The 24,098-nt window shown below is 37.3% G+C and carries 15 protein-coding genes; 8 read left to right on the forward strand and 7 right to left on the reverse strand.

The features are described from left to right. Nucleotides 1-691, reverse strand: a 691-nt coding sequence (locus tag H6G57_RS15415; protein ID WP_199314325.1) for an ISL3 family transposase, incomplete at its 3' end; no start/stop codon positions are given. Nucleotides 692-801: 110 nt separating this feature from the next. Between H6G57_RS15415 and H6G57_RS15420 the strand changes: the two genes are divergently transcribed. Genes H6G57_RS15420 through H6G57_RS15430 form a run of 3 tightly spaced genes read left to right on the forward strand, consistent with a single transcriptional unit; the run spans nucleotide 802 to nucleotide 3,210 of the window. Then, the gene (locus H6G57_RS15420) at nucleotides 802-2,064 is read left to right on the forward strand and encodes a CHAT domain-containing protein (protein WP_375539528.1); all 1,263 of its coding nucleotides are present in this window, start codon (nucleotides 802-804) and stop codon (nucleotides 2,062-2,064) included. 47 nt (nucleotides 2,065-2,111) lie between these two features. Further along, entirely contained in the window at nucleotides 2,112-2,618 is a 507-nt protein-coding gene (locus H6G57_RS15425; protein WP_190520012.1) for a hypothetical protein, read from the forward strand. A gap of 25 nt (nucleotides 2,619-2,643) precedes the next feature. After that, nucleotides 2,644-3,210 (forward strand): hypothetical protein, encoded by a 567-nt coding sequence (locus H6G57_RS15430; protein ID WP_190520015.1) that lies wholly within the window; start codon nucleotides 2,644-2,646, stop codon nucleotides 3,208-3,210. Between the two features lie 210 nt (nucleotides 3,211-3,420). On the opposite strand, the gene H6G57_RS15435 is transcribed toward H6G57_RS15430, so the two are convergent. Beyond that, on the reverse strand, nucleotides 3,421-3,783 hold the full coding sequence (locus H6G57_RS15435) for a ubiquinol-cytochrome c reductase iron-sulfur subunit (RefSeq protein ID WP_199314327.1): 363 nt from the start codon (nucleotides 3,781-3,783) through the stop codon (nucleotides 3,421-3,423). Between the two features lie 447 nt (nucleotides 3,784-4,230). Beyond that, entirely contained in the window at nucleotides 4,231-9,702 is a 5,472-nt protein-coding gene (locus H6G57_RS15440; protein ID WP_190520019.1) for a CHAT domain-containing protein, read from the reverse strand. Nucleotides 9,703-9,830: 128 nt separating this feature from the next. Between H6G57_RS15440 and coaE the strand changes: the two genes are divergently transcribed. The 5 genes from coaE (at nucleotide 9,831) to H6G57_RS15465 (ending at nucleotide 14,136) form a co-directional block, all read left to right on the forward strand. After that, nucleotides 9,831-10,466, forward strand: coding sequence for a dephospho-CoA kinase (gene coaE / locus H6G57_RS15445; RefSeq protein WP_190520021.1), 636 nt, complete (start codon nucleotides 9,831-9,833; stop codon nucleotides 10,464-10,466). Between the two features lie 175 nt (nucleotides 10,467-10,641). Continuing rightward, a complete protein-coding gene (gene psb28, locus H6G57_RS15450; RefSeq protein ID WP_190520023.1) occupies nucleotides 10,642-10,992 on the forward strand; it encodes a photosystem II reaction center protein Psb28 in 351 nt (116 codons plus the stop codon). 46 nt (nucleotides 10,993-11,038) lie between these two features. Continuing rightward, entirely contained in the window at nucleotides 11,039-11,539 is a 501-nt protein-coding gene (locus tag H6G57_RS15455) for an ureidoglycolate lyase (protein WP_190520025.1), read from the forward strand. A 457-nt stretch (nucleotides 11,540-11,996) separates the two neighbouring features. Further along, a complete protein-coding gene (locus H6G57_RS15460; protein WP_072717244.1) occupies nucleotides 11,997-12,443 on the forward strand; it encodes a YbjN domain-containing protein in 447 nt (148 codons plus the stop codon). Between the two features lie 277 nt (nucleotides 12,444-12,720). Beyond that, a complete protein-coding gene (locus H6G57_RS15465; protein WP_190520026.1) occupies nucleotides 12,721-14,136 on the forward strand; it encodes a hypothetical protein in 1,416 nt (471 codons plus the stop codon). Nucleotides 14,137-14,181: 45 nt separating this feature from the next. Here H6G57_RS15465 and H6G57_RS15470 read toward each other — a convergent pair whose 3' ends face one another. The 4 genes from H6G57_RS15470 to prfB form a co-directional block, all read right to left on the reverse strand. Beyond that, the gene (locus tag H6G57_RS15470) at nucleotides 14,182-17,229 is read right to left on the reverse strand and encodes a C1 family peptidase (RefSeq protein WP_190520028.1); all 3,048 of its coding nucleotides are present in this window, start codon (nucleotides 17,227-17,229) and stop codon (nucleotides 14,182-14,184) included. Between the two features lie 300 nt (nucleotides 17,230-17,529). Further along, nucleotides 17,530-21,492: a TIR domain-containing protein gene (locus H6G57_RS15475; RefSeq protein WP_190520030.1), complete on the reverse strand. Its 3,963-nt coding sequence runs from the start codon at nucleotides 21,490-21,492 to the stop codon at nucleotides 17,530-17,532. 163 nt (nucleotides 21,493-21,655) lie between these two features. After that, nucleotides 21,656-22,918, reverse strand: coding sequence for a caspase family protein (locus H6G57_RS15480; RefSeq protein WP_190520033.1), 1,263 nt, complete (start codon nucleotides 22,916-22,918; stop codon nucleotides 21,656-21,658). Between the two features lie 40 nt (nucleotides 22,919-22,958). Beyond that, nucleotides 22,959-24,081, reverse strand: a protein-coding gene (gene prfB / locus H6G57_RS15485) for a peptide chain release factor 2 (RefSeq protein WP_190520035.1) whose coding sequence is annotated in 2 segments (ribosomal slippage) — nucleotides 22,959-24,008 and nucleotides 24,010-24,081 — 1,122 coding nt in all. Because the reading frame shifts where the segments join, the coding sequence is not laid out codon by codon here. Between the last annotated feature and the right edge of the window lie 17 nt (nucleotides 24,082-24,098).

The raw sequence follows: 24,098 nt of genomic DNA on the forward strand, positions 1-24,098 counted from the left end.
GAAGTTGATTCAGAGAACTGTTGACTAACTTCATCACATGAAATCGGTCAATGACAATTAAAGCATTAGGAAAAACTTCCCGAATCACTTTTTTAAATCCTCCCCACATATCCACAGAAACCTCTTTGACCTTAGCTCTCATTGATTCGGGCTGCTGCTTTAATACTTCGATAATCTCTGAACTTTTATGAGAATCAATGACTTCTAATAACGAACCATTTGATAGATCACTTACTACAGTAACAAAGTTTCTTTTTCCTTTTTGACGGCTGAATTCATCTAAGCTTAATTTTTCCGGTTCTCCCCAGCTTTTTTTTTTCTGAAGGGCGATTCTTTGAAAGATACTTCCCACTTGATGAGGGCTTAATTGTTCGTTTTGGCTGACTTGCTCTACAGTTAATTCTTTAACTCTTTCATAGATATATTCTTCATAACGAATGGTGTAATTCCTTCTTTTCTCTACAAATTCTAAGGGTTCTGTTGGATATTTTTTACATCCAGCACAATAAAATTGGCGACGGGGTAGATGCAGATAAACTCCCTGCCCACAAATAGATAGATCTCGGATTAAGATCGAGCGAGTTTGATGAATATGATCGGTATAATTTTGACAATGTGGACAAGTAATTCCCTCGTTTAATAAGTCTAATTTAAGAACAATAAAACCTTCTTGTTCTTGACAAGTGAACACCGTAATATTCGGGAGGTCGAAGCACACGCTCTAGTTGAAAGTCCATATTCAGTCGGAGTGTAAAACGTAGCTTACGCTACATTTTACACTATTTATTCAGGAGAGCCAACATTTTTATTGCCCCTGACTTTAGTTTAAGTTTGATTCCCTTTGGCGTTTTACCTTTAGATGAAACCGGAAACCAACTGTTAAGAGATCACTATCAAATCAGTTATCTCAGTAGTGGGCGAGATGTCTTAAGATGGAAAATTAAAAGCGATCGCATTCCCGCCGAACCCTTAATTATTGCCAATCCCAATTTTAACTATCCCCATCCTCCCAGTTTAGCAAAAGCAAAAACCAAAGGTTTAACTCAATCGGGATCTACATCTTCCAGTCCAAAACCCGTATTTCAAAGTTTATCCTCAGAAGAATTTGATCCCCTTCCTGAAACGGAAACCCTCGCTAAAAGTATAGCAGAAAAACTGAATATTTCTAACTTGTATTTGGGCGATCGCGCTTTAGAACCTCTGTTTTCTCAAAAAACTTGTCCAGGGATTTTATTAATTGCAACTCATGGTTATTTTGAATCCGAAAATCCCTATATTAAACTCATGGATGAATTACAAACCTCACCCGCAGGAGAAGAAGATCAAATCTTAGCCAAAAATCAAAACTTAATCAACTCTCAACTGCTGTTAGTGATGGAAAATCAAGCCGAAACCTTCAGCAAACAAGGGAAAGAAAATCAAGCCCAATGGTTAAAAAACTTTGCCAACAAACTCTCCACCCAATATCAAATTTCCCCCGCCCCACTGCCTACAGAAAACCCCTTTGAGCGCTTTTCCGTTGCCCCAGTTAATAATGCCATGATTCGGGGCGGTTTAGCCTTTGCTGGGGCGAATACATGGCGACAAGGACAACAATTACCCACAGAAGCAGGTAAAGGAGTGTTATTAGCTCAAGATGTCGCTGGCATTGATTTATGGGATAATCAATTAACGATTTTAATTGCTTGCCAAACCGGATTAGGAGATGTACAATTAGGGGAGGGAGTATTTGGCTTACGTCGAGCGTTTGCCGTTGCCGGATGTCAAGCATTAATTATGAGTTTATGGTCTGTTCCCACCCGTTCCTCCCTGTTACTCATGGATCAATTTTTAACCTGGGTAGAAACGGGTTTAGGGAAACGAGAAGCATTATTAAAAGCCCAACATTATATCCGCACAATTACCATTCAAGACTTACAACAAATTCCCCTGGGTTGTCATATTCTTGATGAGTTTATTGAGAAAAGACTGATTACCAAAAGGTTTATCGAAAATAACCCGAATTATCAATTATTATCCCATCCCTATTTTTGGGGTGCATGGATATCTCAAGGAGAATTATAAGTAGGATGAGATAAATTAACATTTCCACGAAAAGTAATCTTAAATTAATGTCTGAATGGTCGCCAAAACCCCCAGAAGGAATAAAACCCAACCTTAACGATATTAATGCAGCCGAATGGCGATATCAACGTTATCAATATGAACAATATCAAGCCGGAAAACAAGAGCAAGATATTCTAACGTTTGAAACCTGGAAAGAACGATATTTTAATCCCGCAGCACAAGGAGGTAGACCGGGAGGTTCTCAACAGGTTGCAGCCCGTCAAGCATTAGTGAATGAAGGGTTTAAGAATGTTGAAAATGTAGAATTAGGAGGTCGCTATCCTGATATGGTTCGGTATAATTTAGAGGGTAGTATTGATTATATTGAAGTGGGGGAAATGCTGCAAAATGGAATGCCAGAAGCAAGAGAACGGTTCAAAATAGCTGATGAGATTCCCGCTTTAGGTGAAAAGGATAGTGTTACTTTTGTGGATAAAATGGATATTAGCAGGCGTATTAGTTATTATAGAGGAGATGATGTAGAAACTAAAATATTAGGTGATTGCTCATAATTTTTTAATAAGATAGGAGAAGATAATGAGTTACTTTTTGCGTGTATTTTGCCAAGATTCCAAACTTTTAAAAACTGATGAAATTATTGATTTTATTAATCAAGGGTATTTTTTTGAGCAACTTCCTGATTTTAAAATTAAGAATACGATAGCAAATGCGGAAGAAATTAATTGGGAAACAATTACAGTTTTATATGATAGTGTCAAAAGACCTGTGAGAATAGAAAGAATTATTAATACAGAATTAATCCAACAAGATGTTTTGCAAATTATCAATCATCTTAAAGGCTCAAATTTTAATCCGCAACCGGACTTAATTTATAAACTGGCTACCAGTATTTATAAACTGGCTACGAGTAAACAAGTGATTGTATTAGAAGTTGATCCGGTTGGTTTAACTGATGCCGGGTGGGAAATGTTAGATTGTTTACAATCTTATTTAGCTAAAAATTTATCCGGTCTTATTTATGCACCCGACCAAGGATTTTTTGATAGTAATCTCAAACTATTTTATGATATAATATTACCAACAAATCAAACTAATCAGAATATGACATCGCTTCCAGAAACCGGGTTTCTAAAACTATCTTGATTTGATAGAATGAATCTTAAAAAGAAACCCGGTTTCTCTGGGATTATTTGCTACGGTTAATTAGTATTTGCAAAGAAGTTGAAGATTATGAAAACGTTAGCGCAATTGTATGATGAATATTAAGGGGATTTTATTGATTTGATTAATGAGAATACAAAAAGCTTTGTGTCTCAAGTTTTTACCCAAACCTTAGCTACAAAGTGATGGGGATTAAACAGCCACCAAAATCAGATCGCCGTCAATCTTAACATCATAGGTGTCCAGGGGTGCAGTGGCAGGGCCTCGCACCACGTCTCCACCTTGATCAAAATGAGAATTGTGGCAAGGACAAACAAAGCTAGATTGACTGGAATTCCAGTCCACAGTACAGCCTTGATGTGTACAGGTAGGATTAACTGCGAGCACATTAGTGGCATTTTGAGGATTAGGAAGCACCAGCAACACAGGAGTAGGGACTCCTGACTTGATCAAGATTTTGCCACTACTTTTTAATTGGGAGACTGTCGCAAGTTGCTTATAGTCAGCCGCATTAGCAGGTTGCTGATCTTTTAGAGAAAAAGTTGCAAGTACCACAGGGAAAGAACTTGCTAGGCATCCAACCCCGACCCAATTTAAAAAAGTTCGTCTATCCATAAAGGTGAAATTTTAGCGATTTTTTGGCTTTCTCAATTATAAAATAAGGGTGATAGAAAATCAAGCCGAAACCTTCAGCAAACAAGGCAAAGAAAATCAAACTTAATGATTCAAAGAATTTGCTAACAACCTCTCAAGCTGATATCAAATTTCCCTCGCTCCTCTGTCCACAGAGAACCCCTTTGATCGCTTTTCCGTTGCCCCAGTTAATAATGCCATGATTCGGGGCGGTTTAGCCTTTGCCAGGGCGAATATGTGGCGACAAGGACAACAATAGAAACCAGAAACCGGGTTTCTGAAGATATCTTGATGGGAAACAATCAATCTCAAAGAGAAACCCGGTTTCTTAAGCTTGGAATTAAAAATAGTATTGAACAAAATTTAATGTTACCAAGGACTACCAATTAACGTAAAACCTGCCCAATAAAAGGGATGAGATAAATTAACATTTCCACGAGAGGCAATTTCTGGAGGAAGAGGAATTTTAGCGGTTTCCGTTGCCGTTTCATCAATTAAATAACCCTGTTGTAAACGGACTTTTCCTTGTAACATTGCGAGTTGAGCTTGTCGCAGAGCTTCTGCTTTAATAGGACTCGTTGATAAGGCTTCATAAAAGGTATTCATTAACCCTAATGTTCCGGCATCACTGACATACCATAAACTCGCTAAAGCTGATTTAACACCCGCTTGCACCGCTAACCCCGCAAAGCCTAATTCTGCTTTTTCATCTCCCACAGCCGTTGTACAAGCACTCAAAACTAATAATTCAACGGGAGGTTGATGTAATTTTAATTTTCTGAGTTCAGTTAAGCGTAATTTTTGATCCCAAAATTGAATATAAGATTGATCAGACCCTCCCGTTTGAAATTCTCCGTGTGTTGCTAAGTGAACAATTGAAAATTGATGTTGATTGCGTTGGGATGTGAGATTATCAATTGTAAATTTATCATTTAAAAAGGAAAGCCCTTGCCAAATATTTTGATTAATAATTAAGTTCAATTCCAGGGGAACCGCCGGGAGAGGCTGTTGATCAGAATTGGGGAAAATAGAAGCTCCCATCGCTAAAACTTTTGAATTTTTAATATTAACATAGCGCGTATCAGTTAAACTTAAACTCGGAATAAGCCCTAAACTATAGCGTTCTACAAGAAACTGTTTACCATTATATAACGCGGCTAAGGGTAGAGTTCTTAATCCTGTATCCATTGAAAAAACCAGGGTATTAATTCCTTCTGCTTCTAATTGGCTTTCCAGAGGTTTAATTAACCAATCATGTAATTGTTTACCATTCTCTTTATAACGGGTATCTTCTAAATTTTCGGGGGAACGAATTTGATTAGAAAAGGTTCTAGCGGTTTTTAATACGGTTTCTCTGGAAACGGGGATACTTTTAAAGATCGGTTGTCCTTCGGGTAAAATCAACCTTAATTCTAATTGATTAGATTGAGCCGATACATACACAATAGCAGATTTAGAGTTTGTTAATTTATAAATTTCATTTAAAGTTTTACGAATACTTTGATCTGTAACGGGGGGATTTTTTAAGTTTGATCCTAAATAATTAGAAAATTCAATCCCTCGAAACGTATCAATTTGAGCTAAAGAGGAAATCACGGAGCCTGAACTAATTTGATCTGTGGGAATAGTGGGAGTATTTAAAGGAATAATTGGGTTTTCTGAAATTTCTTCTGGTTGGGATGATGGTTCCGAGGTGGAATTTAAGGAAGAATCCGATGTAGAATTGGTTAAAACTGGGGTTGTACTTCCATCTGTTTGAGGGGTTACAGGTGGCGTTTGGTTATCTTGATTATTAACTTGTAATTCGGAATTAATTTGATTAACAACCGCTTGTGTTGATCCGGTTGTTACCGTAGAATTAGGGTTAGTATTAGTCGGAGGTAAAATCGTAACTAAATTACCATCGGTAATCGCTCCAGTGGTTCCATTTAAAGTTGCATTTCCGACGGTAAAGGGAATATTACTACATTCAGAAGTGCTACAATAATCGCCACCTTGTTGAATAACAATAGATCCCCCTTCTTCTCCGCCTACACTGGAAATACTGGCATTCATTTGATTGCGACTATTAAAGGTTCCTGTTACTCTAAATAAGCCGTGAGTGGCAATTCCAATATCACCACCTTGAGTTTTTCCTTCCCCCCGAATAGAAATAACATCAATATCTTGGGACGCATTTAAGCCGATATTGCCACTGCTTCCTTCGGGAGAACTTGCATCAATTGTTCCGGTATTAATGCGATCGCCTGCAACAACAGTAATAGTCCCCCCCCGCGTAATTCCGACGGTATTTAAGTCTCCTGACTGTACACTTCCCGTTGCACTATTAAGCGTAATATTACTACTGATTCCCGAAGGGGTTGTTGTATTAATATTATCCGTTTTAATCCCAATATATCCTGTTAAATTAATTCCTTGACTTTTTTCGATTCCTTGCAGTGTTTGTAGATTTCCCGTGATAATTTGACCTTGAGAACTGGTGAGATTAATCCCCCGATAGGCAGTCATATTTCCGGTTGTAATTGCTCCGGGTGCAAACAATTCGATAGCAACTGTATCCCCCTCTAAAGATGAATTATTAATCTCACCATTGACTCTGATAGTTCCATTGCGACTCATTAAATTAATATCTTGACCATTAAGTGAAAAGTTACTATTTCCTGTAATTGTTTCCTGAGAATTAACCCGAATTTCTCCGGTTTCAATATTTCCAGCTGCTGATAAATTAATATCTCCAATTCCGGGATTTCCCGAAACTAATTGTAATGCGCCAGTCCGAATATTTCCTTGGGAACTACTGAGTTGAATCGTTCCTCCTTCGGTACTCATATCCCCAATTAAAATATCAGATCCGGCGGATAAAGTCAGAGAAGCGTTATCAATACCTGTGAGACGGCCTGTTCCTAAAATAGATTGTGCTTGTAAATTGAGGGGATCAGAAATAGTAGAATTTCCCGCTAAAGTTAGGGTACTGATACTATCTGTACGACCGATTTTAATGGAACTAAATCCGTCGGCAAAGGTTTCTAAATCTTGGTTACTAATATCAAAGCTAGAAGACTGTTCTGACCCCGCTAACGTTATGGCTTGTGTGTTACGACTCGGTTGTAAAAGCAGGGTTCCTAAACCCTGAATAGAATTTAATCCCCCTAAAAAATTAATTTCTGTTCCTGTTAATTGAATTGTAGCAGAGGCAGAATTCCCCGTAGATAAGTTTTGAGTAGAAACAGTTCCCAATTCACTGGTAATTAAAATATTTTGACCGTTTGTAACTAAGGTTCCCAAGGTAATATTTTCTGAGGCAAATAGCTTTAAACTAGCATCATCTAATCCTGTAAGCGTATAAAACTGTTCACGCAATGGCGTTCCACTGGCAATTCCGCCTTGAGGAGATTGGATGACAACGGGATCTTGAAATGAAACATTTCCCGCGATAAAAATTGTACCATTGCTATGAGATCCTCCAATAATAATTTCCGTAAACCCATTTTCTAAACTGTTTAAATCACTGGAAGATAAATTTAATGTGAGTTCTGCATTATTATTTTGACCTGCGATTTCAATATCTTGAGCTAATGTTGCAGGTTGTAACAGAATTTGACCTTTGCCTTGAATTGAGTTTTGACCCCCTGTGAAATTAATTTCATCACTTGTAATTTCGATATTACCAGTCGCATTTTCTAAGCTATTAAATGTCCCGGTACGGAGTCCTCGAATTTCTGTCGCTAACTCCGCATTTAAGATAATATTTCCTCCGGTTTCCTGACCTCTAGTATCAATTAAATTTGTGGTTAAAGTTCGAGGAGTATTGACCAAAACATTCCCTCCTGAACCCTGACCAGAAGTAGCATCAATACTATAGGAATCTCCCTCTAAAATAATATCTCCTTGTAAACTGCTGAGGGTAATATCTCCGGCTTGAACTTGACCAGAGGTATTAATATTATTAGTTTGAATTCGGTTTAATGTACTTAAATTAACTGTTCCTCCGCTTCCATTTCTATTAGAAAAAGTGGAAATTTTATCGGTAACAATATCCCGATCACTTTTAATTGTTAAATCTCCCCCATTTCCTGAGTTAGAAGTGGATAAATTTTCTGTCCGAATTCCTCCATTATTTGTTGCAGTTAGGTCTAAATTTCCCCCTTGAGTGATTATATCCCCGGTGACTAAATTAACACCTGTAATCGCAATAGCAGCACCGGACGTGCGGAGAGTATCTCCCGAATTCATGGTAAATCCACCACTCCCTGATTGATCTGCATCGGCGGTAAAGGTTAAGGTTCCTGTGGTGGCTGGAAACCTTAATTCATTATCGGCTAGATCCGCAATGGTAATATTATTTTTAGCTTCTATAATCACATTTGCTGTGGTGGCAAAGTCTTCTAGGGTTTGATCCGATAGGGTAATATTAGCATTGCTTTGATCCTGATTTCCTATATTAATTTCTGCTGCATTAATTACTAAATTTCCTGGCTTTCCATCGCTTCCTTTTAGGTTAATATTTCCAGCTATATTAAGATTATTTTGACTAAAAATAGTAGCAGATCCTCCTAATCCTTCACTCGTTTGGGAATTGGAAGATCCTTGGGTACTAATATTTCCAAAAAATCGAGTTAAATCATGGGAACCAATGCTTACTCGTCCCCCATTTCCATTGGTCAAGGCATCCGCTATAATTGTGGATTGATCATTAATGAAGGTACGCGAAGCCGTAGGAAAAAAACCATTTCCTTGATAGTCACTCCCAATTCTAATGGTTCCCCCTCCATTGGCAGCAGAAGCATCAATTTCTGCGTTCGATAATTGAATATCATTGCCAATAATATTGACTTGGGGAAGCGTTGAGGATGATGAATCCAAGTTAGTATTTCTGGTATTCAAAAAACCTGAAATTAAAGCCACCCCTCCTTGAGGTGGTAAATTAGCACTCGAAGCAGTGAGTTCTACGGTTCCATCGGGTAAAATATTTACAATAGAAGCTTGATTATTTTCTCCTGTACCTGTTAATAATTCAGGAAGAGAAAGAGGATTAATGACAGATTGTTCGGTTTCAGAAGTCGGGGTAACGGTGGCAATTTCTAAATTGAGTAAATAGCCATCTTGACTTATTCTAACTAAGTTATTTCCTTCAATCGCTGCAATTGTAATTTGTCCTCCTGGTGCGTTTAGAGTTCCGGTATTAATTACATTTCCTCCGACTAAGGTTAAGGTTTGTCCAGAGGAAACGGTGAGTTCTCCTGCATTAATAATATTACCCGGATTGGAGGTGGAAAAAAGAAAGGTATTCGGTTCACCGGAAAGGGCGTTATAATTATTAGAATCTACAGCATTAAAAAAACCCGAATTAAATCCAATTCCTGTGGCAGTTGTAGCGGTAAATGCAGCAGGAACATCTAAACGGGCTCCCGATCCAAAAATGATTCCGGCTGGATTTAAAATGAAGAGATTAGAATTACCTCCGGTGACTTGAATTAACCCGTCAATTAATGAAGGTTGTCCTCCTACTACACGGCTGAGAATATTTTGAATTGAAGGATTAGAAACAAAATTGACCGTTTGACCTTGGGGAACGTTAAATTGAGTAAAACTATGAAATAAATTTCCGCCATCTCCTGAAGCTTGACCTCCAGTAATATCGACACGATTTCCTACGGAATTGGTTAGGGTATTGGTACTATTCGCTTCAGGAATAATAGATTGTGCTAAAACTTTATTGAGGGAAAAAATAACCTTTTGATTCCCCCTGAATATTTCCCAAACTCCATTCATCCCAACCGTCCATAATCCTGTCAACGGTAGGGAGATTAAAACTAACTTTAAAAAACGTCCAGGCTGCATAGGGGTTTATGCCTTTAACGAACAATCACGAACCGGAAATCTACAACTAATATCTCGACAGAAGCTACCCAAATAGATTATTCTGATTAAAACCGCATTAATAATATTATAGATTTAAAAACAAAAGTATGCGTTTAATTGGTCTGACCGGAGGGATAGGAACCGGTAAAACGACTGTATCCAACTATCTTGCTAACACTTACCAACTCCCCATTTGGGATGCGGATTTATATGCTAGAGAAGCAGTGAAACCCGGTTCACCCATTCTCCAGTCAATTATTCAGCGTTATGGGAACGATATTTTACTTTCTGATGGTAACTTAAATCGCCAACGATTAGCCAGTCTGATTTTTTCAGACTCATCAGCTAAAACTTGGTTAGAACAACAGATTCATCCCTTTGTTCGCAATTGTTTTGTTAACAATATTCAACAATTAAACGCGAAAATCCTCCAAAATCCTGATGGAAATACCCCCCAATATGCTGATGGAGTGTTAGTCATCCCGTTATTATTTGAATCCAAAATGACGGATTTAGTGACTGAAATTTGGGTGGTTTATTCTCCTCCCGAGCAACAATATTCTCGGTTGATCCAACGAGAAAAAATGATTTCTAATCGAATTTTAACTTTTGAAGAAGCTCAAGCTCGAATTCAAAGTCAAATGTCCTTAGAAGAAAAGTGTCAGCAGGCGGATGTAATTTTATATAATTCTTCAACTTTAGAGGAACTTTTTAAACAAGTAGATGCGGCACTCCAAGGGTAATGAAGCAGTCAAAATCAGAAAATAGCGGGTAAAATAAACATCAGTAAGGTTAGGGGTGAACAGTGAGTCTCCTCACCTTCCTTCATGCTTCTATATTTAATAAGTTTTTTTTCAATGAATTGAGCTTTTCCGAAAAACAAGATAAACTAGAATAAAATACTAGAGGGAAAATCCTATGACAACCTCTGTACAATTTATTGATGGATTAGATGAAGAAATTAGTGGGATTAGTCTGCGGAAACTCAAACATTCCCAAACAAAAATCGTTGTCTTGGTATTTGAGCGCCTTCAAGCCATAGAACGATTAAGAGCCTATCGCAAGCAAATCACGAATTTGTGGCTCCGGGATGAAGAAGGACAAATTAAAGTTACCCCCAGTGGCGTTAAATTCTTTTTTGCCGAAAATGAGGATCTATCTAAAGTTGAATGTACCTTTGAAGTAGACTCTGAGGAAGTATTTGAACGAGTCATGCGGTTTTTACACCGTTATGCAGATGAAAATGAATTTCAATTTCAGTCTACTTAAAAGAAACTGATTCATTGACATTGAATTCTTAAAAGCTGAGGTTCAAATGCGCGAATTAATCAAAATTCAACAGTTATCTGCTGAATGGATTACTCCTGAACAATTTAAACCCTATGGACAAGTCATTTCAGCCTCGGTTGACAAGAAATTATATAACGAGGAGGATGCCCAACTCAATTTAAACAACGGTATCCCTCGTTTTTATATTATGCGGCTTCAACAAAAAGGTTTAAAATTTCATCACATTACTCGCCACAATCAATGTACTCAATGTTTAGGCTCATTAGAAGGAAAAGATTGGTTTATGGCTGTTTGTCCTCCCTCTAAAAATGATCAACCCTCCTTAAAGGATTTAGTCGCGTTTCATATTCCAGGCAATTGTTTTATTAAATTAGAAGTCGGAACGTGGCACGCTGGGCCGTATTTTACCCATGAAACCGTTGATTTTTATAACTTAGAATTAACCGATACTAATCTTGTTGATCACTTTACCCACAGTTTTGCTAAAAGTCATTATTTAGAATTTGAAATTGTAGAGAGTAAGTAATAGGCAATAGGCAATGGGTAATAGAAAAGACAGAAAATAAAAGTTTTCTTCCCCATTCCCTATTCGTAATTCGTAATTCGTAATTCGTAATTGCCCATTGCCCATTGCCCATTGCCCATTGCCCCTGTCCTATTTCTCCAATTGTTTCAACGCTTGAAACGTCACGAAGAAAAATCCTAAAGAGCCAATAACTGTAATAACTTGAGCAATTAAATTAGCTGTTGCCATTTCATCCATTGTTCATCCTCCCATCAAACTAAACTTAGGATTTCCTATTCTTAAGTTTACCGGATCAAATCAACCTATGGTTTAAGAACTTAGGACAACCCCCTTCTACACAGAACTAAACAAATTGAATCCCGTATTTCATCCCCGTGTTGAGAAATAATACAAACCCTCGTTTTCCTGACCTCAAAAGTGTTACAACAAAGGAAAAATCGCCCGGAGAACTCTCACCATGCAATTTCAAACCGCAATGCACGAAGCTTGTTATAACAAAGTTGCCACCTGGATGCGAGAATTATACGGCAAATTCCCGTGCGCTAGGGAAGATGTCCCTGGATTAGCAATGGTCATGGGTTCAGCATTGGTTGAGGTATTTGTGTTTCCTTGGGAAAAAGATGATGCTGTTATTAATGCCCGGTCTTATGTTGTAACCGATGTAGAACTTTCCCCAGATTTACTACATTTTCTGCTTCGAGAAAATAACATTATGAGATTCGGGGCTTTTGGAATTGATGAACACGGAGACATTGTTTTTGAACATACCATTGTTGGCTCAACTTGTGATAAACTGGAGTTAGAAGCTTCTGTGAATGCAGTGTTAGAAATTGCCGATGAATATGATGATAAAATCGTAGAACGTTGGGGAGGAAAAAGAGCATTAGATCGCATAGCAAGTTAAAAAAACTATCATTTTAGGGGCGGTTTTACTTCTATTTTTTCAGTCTTGATTAATTTGATAAATCCGCCCATCGTCATCATATTTTAAAGCGGGAATGGTGCTGAACTTAGCATCATTAAATCATTCAGTCCCCTGAGAACCTCTTCGTCAATATTGTCGAACCGAGCCTAAAAAAATTTTAATTAATCCTGAAAACTTCCGTTTAGGATATGAATGATTAATATAACATCAGATTCAATCAACCCCTTAACTTAATATTTAGATTGCACCTTCAACCATGAAAAAATATTTAGCCGGACTGATCTTACCGATTCTTTGTTTCTTATCCCCAACGGTAGCAAATGCTCAAGTGGAAACCACCCTGCAACCCAATCAAATTACAATTACAGGAAACCGCCTCGAAAAACAACCCCCACGTCAAATTTTTGTGCAAACAAATAGCCCAATTCAGGATTTACGGGTGCTGGTATTAGATTTGAATCGTCAAGATGGAACTACTGTTTTTCCCGCATCAGGTATTGTTTCTAATAAGCAAAATTGGCAAACCATTAAATCCAACCAAATGTTAATTCCGCTTGAATTTAATTTACGTCAAGCTCCCAGTAGTGGCGAATATAATGGAACAATGCGTTTAAGTTATACCGGAGGAGAATTAACCCTTCCGATTACCCTACAAGTTAAGGATTTTTGGTTACTTCCTGTATTGGTATTATTCCTGGGAACTGGATTAGGAATTCTGGTTTCAGTTTATCGTGCTCAAGGACGACCCCGTGATGAAATTTTAGTGCGAGTTGGACAATTACAAACTCAGATACAGGAGGATATAGAATTCGGGAAAATTACGGTATTTAAACAATATATTGAGGGGTGTCTAATTGAAATTAAAATGGATTTACAAACGGAAAAGTGGGAACAAGCGATCGCCACTTTAGAACAAGCTGAAAACGTTTGGAAACGATGGGTAAAAGGACGAACGGATTGGTTACAACAATTTGATTATTGTCAAAAACTCAGAGAACAATTAGAAGATAAAAATCCCAATGATTTAGAAGTAAAAGCCATATTGCGGGATTTAGAAGCGACAATTAACGATGTCCCAGAACTCGAAACCCCCGAACAATTCCGAGAACGGTTAGAAAAAATTGCTCAACAGATGAATCAGTTGGTTTTGGAGAATCAAAAGCAAGATTTAAAAGCGTTAATTGCCGAAATTCCCTTAGAAAAACGGACTACTATCCTTCCTGAATTTGAACAATTAGAAGCAAAAATCGCCACTGAATCTCTGGCTAATCCGAAACAATTTAAAGCGTTAACAACAGAGTTAAATAATTTAACTTTAAAAGCCCAAGACATCGGAAATGAATCTTCACCAAGAGGAGCAATTTCTAAAAGTCTGTTTGGGTTTACTGGGGTTATGTCTCCGCCTCCGGTGACGAATCGTTCTACAACTTCAACATCAGAAACAACCAAAGCGGGAGTGCGATTAAAGTTATTTACTTGGACAAGTTATGCGATCGCGGTTATCTTTTTAGCCGGAACCGGATTCAGTCAATTATACATTGATAATCCCACCTTTGGCGCTAATCCCTGGAAAGATTATTTTGCATTAATGGCTTGGGGTTTCGGTGCAGAAGCCACCCGTGATGCGATTACAAAAGTTGTGCAAAGTTGGAATTTACCGGGGTTGAAGTGATTGAATTAAGGTGATAAAAATACTAACAACCCAGGAATCTAAATATTATGAACCAGGTGTTTTTTTGACGGGAGGGGGATCTTTCTTAGTTGGATCCCCGTTATCAATACCAGAATCATACTTCCAATCATCAGCCCCTAAACCAAAATTCTTAGTTTCAAACCACTCTGCTTTTATCAAAGACCACCAATCTGATGTTAATCCCTTAAGAATATAATCATAAGGCAACCAACCATAACCCCGTTCACCCCAATTAGTTCCCCAAGAATTTCTGATCAGCAGCGCACCTACCGAGTCTCCAATGATTTTACTATCATCATAGCCAACAGCGACAACAGCATGACCCCCTTGTACATTATCTTTTGGTTTAGGAGTAGGAATATGACCTCTTCTGTAGTTAGTTTTTTCATAAATGGAACTGTAAATTGTCAACCCAAAGATAGAAGGAAGACCAGCCACTAAGGTCATTTTAATTTGAGCCAATAAATAACTTACGGGAAGACCAGGAGTGTCTAGCCTAAAATATTGAATCGCCTGATAATTTTGAGCGTAGGAATAACAAAAACCACTGGGTTCTTCATCGATTTTACTGGGTTCATAGGGCCAATATTCTTCCGGGGGAATTCCAAACAAAACCATCGCTTTCATTGTTTCCCGAATGGATGCACCCACATCTCCTTCCCGGTGCATTAATTTTCGCGCAACCTTATATAAAAATAGCACTGAAGCATTAGTATATTCATCACGGGTTCTATTTTGAAAGTATTCGACTAAATCAATCGCAGCGCAGGCTGTACAAGAATTTAATGATTCTTGATTTTTAATAGGAGAACACCAATAGCTTAAATCGACAAATTCTGGTAAACATAAATAAACGGGTGTTTGCGAAGGTAGATTAATTTGATTTTCTAATTCACTCATGCAAGGAACTAATAATTCATGTTGATTTGATGATTGCTCTGACTTTGATAATGACTCTGACACAGGACAGGTTTGCAAAACTGTCTGATTATTATTATCATTTTTATTTGCTATCGAAAAAATAGATGAGTTTTTATCTGATTTATTTTTGTCTATTAATTTTCTCTTTAAGCCTGGAATTAAAGTTTTATATTTATATGGAGTAACTTTTTCTCTTTCTGAAGGAGCTTGATTCTCTACTCGTGGACAGAATTCTTCTATCTCACCAATCATTGATTCAATTTGATCAAGGCTTATCCAAAGTAAAAAATTTAGTCTTTTTCTCTCTTCAGCAGAGAGAGATTGATAAATTAGCATCAGATTGATCTCACGATCTCTCTCTCGTCTTCCGCGAACAAATTCAAGCAAAAGTTGTGTCATATTCTCATCATTATCGAAAAATTGCTTTTGGGAGCCAGGTTTTTCTTCATTTTTCCCTTTTTCATCAGAATCAGAAGCCTTTGTATCAGAATTAGAAGCCAAAACAATATTTATTAAATCTATAGCCTGGGTTATAGCTTGTTCATAATCTAATTGACCATGAATGCCAATATCTGAAAAATTTTTAATTACTAACTGAATAAAGGGATAAATAACAGGATAAATCTTATCTGAACTTTTCTCGCTTTGACAATTCTCAATTTTTAGTTTATTCTGAAAGATTGTAATGATATTTTGAGGAATAGGTTGTTGAATAGTCAATAAAATTTTCTGAGGAGAATCTTTTTGCAATTTATTATCTTCTAATAATTGATTATATTCAGGAAAAATCAAAGGTTGGTATAGAAAATATTGTTTCGATTCTTCAGCCTGATAAATAATATTTCGTAAGATATTGTTCAAGTGTTCCACCTTAATGTTTTTGTCGTTTATGTCAATGCTTGGCGTATTTTTGCCACTTCGTTCATCTTCGCGCTTAATAAGTTCATTAATCCTTTCTATAGTTAAATCATCCCACTTTCCGTTAATTTTAACATTTTTATATCCAAAAAACTTATAAAGCTTTTTTTGGATATAAATAATTGAATTATATAGCATTCGATTATTATCTTGCTGCTTATTATCTTGTGTTATTAGTGGTGGGTTATCGCTTTCTAAAATTGTTGTAGTATCCTTTCCAACTATACCATCAGCATTTAAACCATTAATTCCTTGAAAAAATTCAACAACCAAATCTGTTTTATAGCCAAAAAAGTATTTTGAATATTCATAATTATCATCTTTTGAAAACTGAAAATAATCCAGTTTTTCTAGTTTTTCTTTAAGGAGCTTTACTTCATCTCCATAATCACCTATCTTAAGATACTTTTTTTCTGGGTCTTCTTTGAGGAGCTTTACTTCATTTCCATAGTCATCTGTTTTAAAAAACTCTTCTTGAGAATTAACTGGGTTCTTATGTTGTATTCTCTTATAAATTGTGTTTACAACAGTGTAAATAGAATTCTCTGGATTGTATTCATAAAAGTCTTCTTCTTCTTCTTTCTTTGTTTTAGCATCATAGTTAGGGTTAAAATCTACAATGCTATTTTGGCTAGGAAGCTCCCACATTTTTTTGAAGAAAATCAGAAGACTATTTGTAGCTTCACCAAAATAGCCTCTTTCACAGTCTAAACCTGCTAATTCATCATTTAAAAAATTGTTTTCCCCTTTTAAATTTTCTAATAAATAGGTTAAATGTTTTTCTTTAATTTTTTCACTTTCAGTTTGTTCTTGTTTACTCTTATTTTTTTCATTTTCCGTCATTTTTATGTCTATTTTTTTTAAACATTCCCGAATAACTCCCTGCTTAAAAATGAATTTCAATCTATCTTGAATATCTATAATTTTATTGTGTCTAATTCCCCGGTAAAGGTGAGCTTTGTTTTCGACTTTGACCCTCAAAAACTTAATTTTATTCTCGTTTCTTTTAATTAGTTGATCAATTATTTTTAAACTTTCTTGATTAGCAGTATCTTTTTCTGGTGATACTATTTTTTTAATTAATTTAGCTAATTCGAGAATTTGTGATGCGGCATCTTCTTGATTTTGAGTTGGAGATTGCTCTTTGATGATCTTGTTGATATCAGCCATTTTTAGATCTCTAAAGTCAGGATAGTCGGGTATCCAGCCTAATTTATTTTTATCTAATGGCATGATTTTAATCCTCTTTTACTTGGAAAACTTAAGGCACTTGTTAAGTCTATTTGAAAATCAAAGAATTTAGATAAAAATTAATTTTTCTTAATATACTTGAGTTCGGTATATAGCGGTCTGTGAGTAGGCAAGGTACAAGCCCGGTTAGATCTCCCTGTTTAATGCGCCCAGGGCTGTTTCATTTTAGATTGGTGTGACCTCTCCCCCAAGGCGTGTCAACTTAACGCCAAAAGCCCGGAAATAAATTTCGGGCTTCGGGGCGAGGTGACCCAAAGTCCGTCAACTTAAGTCTAATACAATTTATTTACAAAGTTCTTTATTTTTGTTGGTGGGGTCACGGGAATTTTTCAAATAATTTTTGAGCCAACTGCATCCTCCGTCTAAAAGCTTATCCAAATCGGTAACTTGCTCCACATCCCAAAGAATCACTGTTTTGTCAGAACTGGCAGAAGCTAGGGTATCACCACTGTGACTAAAACTAACATCATTAACTTCATCTTGATGACCCTTGAGAGTCACTATTCGAGTTCCATCTAATGTCCAAAGGTTTATTGTTTTATCATCACTCCCAGAAGCAATAATTTGACCATTAGGGCTAAAAATTACACTTCCAATAGCAGCTTGATGTCCGATAAAAGGAGGCTTAATTTTCTGAGCTTGTAAATTCCAAAGCTGAACTTGATTATTTCCACTTCCTGTAGCTAAAATTTTACCATCAGGACTAAATGCTACACTGTAAATAGGTGCTTCTGGCTGGCTGGTTTTAGGTTTATCCCTTGATTGATTAATCTTTAGATCCCGAAGTTTAATCGTACCATCTTCACTAGCGGTTGCCATTAACTTCTCATGCAGAATTGGACTGAAGCTAACACTATAAACTCGATCTGGATATTTGTCGAGTGTATCTATTAGTTTACCTTGTTGGTTCCAAAGTTTAATTGTTCCATCATAGCTTGTTGTTGCGATTATTTGGTTGTCTGCACTAAAATTAATACTACGAACAGTATCCGTATGACCAGAAAGAATATGTTTGATTGAGCCTTTTTTTAAATCCCAAATGATGGCTGTTTGATCATCGCTACTGGTTCCTAAAAGGGTTCCATCTTGATTAAACTTTGCAGTTCGGACTGTCCCATTATGCTCGGCTAAAGTTTGTTTTAAATTTCCGGCTGCATCCCAAATTTTAACTTCTGGCTCATCTCCATTAGCAGTCACCAATATTTGTTCATTGACAGGACTAAACTCAACATTCCTGACAGCATATTGATAACCTTTGATTTGAGTAATTTTATCATTACTAAGTTGCCAAATTTTAATAAATTTATCATGACTCACTGAAGCCAAAATATTTTTACTCGACTGAGGGTTAAAGTAAATGCCATTAATTCGACCATTGTGAGCGTTGATACTTTTGATGTTTTGGCACTTAAGATTCCAAAGTTTAATTGTATAATCTTCACCTGCTGAAGCTAGAATTTCGCCATCAGGACTAAAGGCTACAGTTAAAACTCCATAATTATGTCCTTTTAAGGCAGGACATTTACGAACACCATTAGAATTCCATAGTTTAATGGTTCCATCTAAACTTGCACTAGCAAGGGTTTGACCATCAGGACTAAAACTCACGCTCAAAACTTCATGATCATGTTTCAATGTAGCTTTAAACTGAGACCAAGTTTGGTTATTTTGTTTACGCCACAGAATAATTGTTTGATCAGCACTTGCTGTGGCAAGTGTCTGACCATCAGGACTAAAACTCAGACTGCGAACAATGTTATTATGTCCCTTGAGAGTGGTGATTGGTGTACCGTTTTCCTTGCGAAGATCGATACTTCCATCTGCTAAACCTATTGCAATTTCACCATTCTTACTGAAACTGACGCTATGAACTGCTGTACTGTATTGTAATCGAGATCCAACGGTTTCTTCCCAGAGTTTTCCTTGTTTTTTTTGCCACAGTCTGACTGTTTTATCCAAACTTGCCGTTGCAATTATATCACCATCAGGACTAAAATTTACACTCATTACTGCATCCTGATGCCCTGATAATTCTTGTACAAAGCTTCCATCTTGATTCCAAAGTTTAACGATATTGTCATCACCTCCCGTTGCCAAAATTTCACCATCAGGACTAAAACTAACCGTTTGAATTATATCCGTATGTCCCTGCCAACGATTTTGTTCTTTAACCCAATTGATTCCTTGAGCTAATACAGTTAAAACATCAGCCTTCAGTTGAGGGTTATTCCGATTAAAAATCGATTTCTTAAAAAGTTCTCCTGCTTCTAATGCTGCGACTAATGAATCAAAGGTATCAGGATTTTCCGTAAACCGAGCATTGGCTGTTTCGATTTTAGCAATAATTTGACCTTTATCTGCTTCTTGCCATTGATGTTTTGCAATCCCAGCAACTACAATAGCAACAGTAGCAACTCCTGTAATCACCGTCAACGCAATTCTAGTAATCCATAAATTTTTTTGGCTTAGTTTTAATTCCCGTTCTTGAGCTTCTTTTTCTCGTTGTTTTTCAGCTTCTATATGAGTTTTACTGGATTCAACTAACGCGACTAATTGCTCATCACTCCCTAATTCTGTTGCATCAGAACTCTCTAACCAATGTTGAGCTTCAGCCAGTTCAAATTCATCTAATAATCCCCCTTCACCTTTCCCTAATCTCCCCCATTCTTCCACTTTTGCAATGAGTCGGCGACGAGTTTGTTCAGCATCTCGACGTTGAAGAATCCAATCTTGTAACTGGGGCCAACTGCTAATTAAAATTTCGTGGGCAATATCAACTTTTCGGGTTTTATCCTCTTTTCCACTTAAAGTTAATAACCGACGATCTGCTAAATAACGTAAGGTTTCTTCAAAGATTTGATCATTATCTCCCCTGGCTTTTAAGGCTTCTACAGATTCTTGTCTTCGGGTATCTGCCCGCCCTTCCCCAAACTGAATTAAACGTAAAAATACCCGACGGGCGATGATTTGTTGTTCATCAGTTAAACGAGCGATCGCAGCATCTGCCCGTTGTGCGATCGCTACTTGAATTCCGATTAATTTATTATTAGTATTAGAGACTGTATTATGATAAGATAAGACTAAAGCTTCATAGGCTCTTAACGGTAAATATCGCCGTTCTATTTTTTGCCATAATAAAACTAAAGTTTCTTGTAATAACGGTAAAACTCCAGGTTCGTTCGCGGCTGTTATAATTAATCGTTCTAATAATGCCGATTCTATAAAAACACCCGCTTGTTCCGCAGGTTTAAGAATGGCTTCTTGCAGTCCCGTTTGATCTAAACGTAACACTTCATAGAGATGGGCTTTAATTTCTCGCCAGAAAGTAGGAGATTCTATGAGTTGAGGATAAAAATCTGCTCTAACCGTTAAAACAACATAAAAATTAGGCTGTTTATAGAGATTTAATAGGATTTCTTGAAAGGGAATTGCTTCTTGAGGAGATTGGGTAAAAACTTCTTCAAATTGATCAATAACTAATAGGAATTTTTGGGAGGGATGGAATTTTGTTGTGATAGCTTCAGGGGAAGTCGGATCACAGCCTAATGTTGTGGTTAATGTCGTTATCGGTGTTGTACCCGGACGCATGGAATAGATTTGCCATTTTTCTTTTCCCAATAAATGAGTTGTTTGCAGTTGGGGAATTAACCCAGCAAAAACCAAGGAAGATTTACCACTTCCCGATGCTCCAATAACGGCTAAAAAGGGAAATAATCGTAACTGTTGAATTAAATCATTAACTTCTCGTTGTCGTCCAAAAAAGCGATCGCTATCTTCTGATTTAAAGGGAACCATCCCCGGATAGGGACAATCAGGAATAGTGGCTAAAGTCGGAACTGGTTTTTTGAAATCTTCACAAATTCGTTGAATGACTTTCTGTTGTTTTGTCGCATCCGTCGCATCCAAACACTCTAATATTTTTAAACGCATGGGTAACTCTTCAACAGGATGCAAAATAATCCCAACAACTGGCCATAAATTAGTGTCAAATCCGTAGTATTGAGACAGTAAATTAGCAAATTCCGCAAAGTTATCGGCTAAATAGGCGGGGGAAATCACTAATAAGGTTCGTTCACTATTTTTAACCGCACTTTCAAATTCAATTAATCGCGGTACACCTAACCGAAACATCGCCTCGGAATGACAGGTTAACCCGGCTTCTTCTAAAGCATTTAATAAATAACCTTCTACCCAGGCGCCATCCTCGTCTGCGTAGGAAACAAATACAGAATATTGTTTTGACATAGCAATCCCTCTGGTTTGTTTGGGGGTGAAAACGGTATTCAATGCGATCAATTCACCTGCTTTCTATTACAGTGCTATGAGAGGAAATTCCTGTACAATTTTCTATGATTGCTAATGTGAGATCATCAATGGAGTTTAGGGGCTTGCGCTCTCTAATTTTCGGTCACAATGGGTTAAGAGGAGGAAGGGGTTGTTTTAACTGTTCAATTAACTTTTGAAATTCCCGTTCAGCCCGCCGAGCGTGGTTGAGTTTAGACATAGCCCCTAACTTCAAACGTTCAGGAAGTTTAGCAGCATCAACAGCCTCTTTCTCAACACAAACTATACGAGCTTTCCCTTCCTCAATTCCTAAGTTTTGAGCCAGGGTATTCTCAAATTCTGCCATATTATTATCTAAGTATAAATTTGATAAAATGACAAGGGTTCGTTTAGAAAACTTAACACCCCGTTCTATATTAATCACCCGTGCGACCCCTAATAAATCCACATCTCCTGAAACCGCAACTTTTAGGTTTTCTGCTTCTAATTTCGGGACTAAGAAATCCCAAACCCAAGTTGAATCTGGTTCTTCATCCACATAACTAATATAAACATCATAGCGGAATTCTTCTTGAGGTTGAGGAGAAACCGGACTCACCCCTTTTTGCCCGCCTAAATATAGGGTTAGGGGAAAATTTTCCTCAATATCAGATTTAAAAATCGGGTGTTGATTCGGTTGTTCGGCGGTAACTTTCGGTTGTAAATATTCAAAAATATCAAAGATTCTAATTAATCCATCATTGCTAGTAATTCCTCCTTTTAACCCGGCGATTAAATGTTGAGTAAAAACACTATTATTTGCGCCCCGATTCACATAGGATTGTTCTGTATTCCGAGAGGAGGCGAATATAACCCGACCTTTTCCTTGCACTAATTGATCATAATAATTATCCGGTAATCCCCCTTTGATTTCGGGTATGGTTGGATCTTTAGGTTGACCAATTCCTCCAGAGTGACAACAATCAAAAATTACAACTAATTTTCGCGCGGGAATGGCTTTTAATGCGTCTGTAAATTGAGTTCCTGAAATAGCGGTTTCTGCTAAGGATGCACCGGAGGTATAAACCGTATCAACGGGTAATAAATATTCTCCCGCCGTCGGGCCAAATTCAACTTGTCCTCCATGTCCTGAATAATAAATTAATACCGTTGAATCTGTGTTAGTTTTAGTTGATAAATCAGTTAAGGCTTGAGTTAAAGCTGATTTTGTGGCTTTTTCATCTAATAATAATTCCACATTTTCAATTAAATAACCACAGAATGAAGGTTCTGTTAATAAACTATAAATATCCTTAGCATCGTTGAGAACCGTTGACGGTAAAGGTTTGATTTTTTGATAATTAGAAATTCCGATAATTAGAGCGTAACAGTTGTTTAGGGTTGTCATATTATTAGGGTGGGCGGGAAAACCCCGCCCCTACGGTAATTTAGGCAGTTTGGGGTTCTAGGAGTTGGTGTTCTTGACGTAAATAGGCTTGAATGAAAGCATCTAATTCTCCATTCATCACATCTTGAATCGCTGTTGTTTCTTCAGATGTGCGTAAATCCTTCACCATTTGATAGGGATGAAAGACATAGTTTCGGATTTGATTTCCCCAAGCCGCTTCGACTAAATCCCCTCGAATTTCTGCGATCGCTTTTGCCCGTTGTTCTTGAGCAATAATTAATAATTTTGCCTTTAACAACGCTAAAGCTTTTTCTTTATTTTGCAATTGAGATCGTTCTTGGGTACAACGTACTGCAATTCCTGTTGGTAGGTGAACAATACGCACAGCTGTTTCCACTTTGTTAACGTTTTGACCGCCTTTTCCACCTGAGCGAGTGGTGCTAATTTCTAAATCCTTATCAGGAATATCCAACTCAATAGAATCATCTAAAATGGGCATAATTTCCACCCCAGCAAAACTGGTTTGTCGCTTACCATTGGCATTAAAAGGTGAAATTCTGACTAAACGGTGAGTGCCTTTTTCTCCTTTTAAATATCCGTAGGCATAACGACCTTCAATTTCTAAAGAAGCAGATTTAATTCCGGCTTCATCTCCTTCAGAAATTTCCGTTAAATGCACTTTATACCCTTGAGATTCTCCCCAACGAGTATACATTCGCAGTAGCATTTCTGCCCAATCTTGAGCATCGGTTCCACCTGCGCCTGCATTAATCGTTAAAACTGCACCATGTTGATCATAAATTCCTGAAAGCAGTTGTTGTAATTCCCAGTGATCAAATTCTCGGTTGAGTCGGGAAACTGTAGCTGTGGCTTCTTCTAAGAGAGCATCATCGGTTTCTAACTCCAACAGTTCTAAGATGGCTTTGGTATCTTCCAGCGCTTGCTGCCAATCATCCTGTTGCTGCACAATTGATTTAAGATCATTCAACTGTTGAAGGGTTTGTTGTGCAGTTTTTTGTTCATCCCAAAAGTCGGGTTGTGCTGCAATTTGCTCTAAATCTTGAATTTTGGCTTGAAGTGCAGGCAGGTCAAAGATAGTCCTGGGTTTTACCCAGGTGCTCAGATAACAGTTCGATTTCCCGTTTAATTTCTAAAACATCCATTGCGATCGCTAACCGTT

The sequence above is a fragment of the Planktothrix sp. FACHB-1365 genome (assembly GCF_014697575.1).
GTDB lineage: Bacteria > Cyanobacteriota > Cyanobacteriia > Cyanobacteriales > Microcoleaceae > Planktothrix.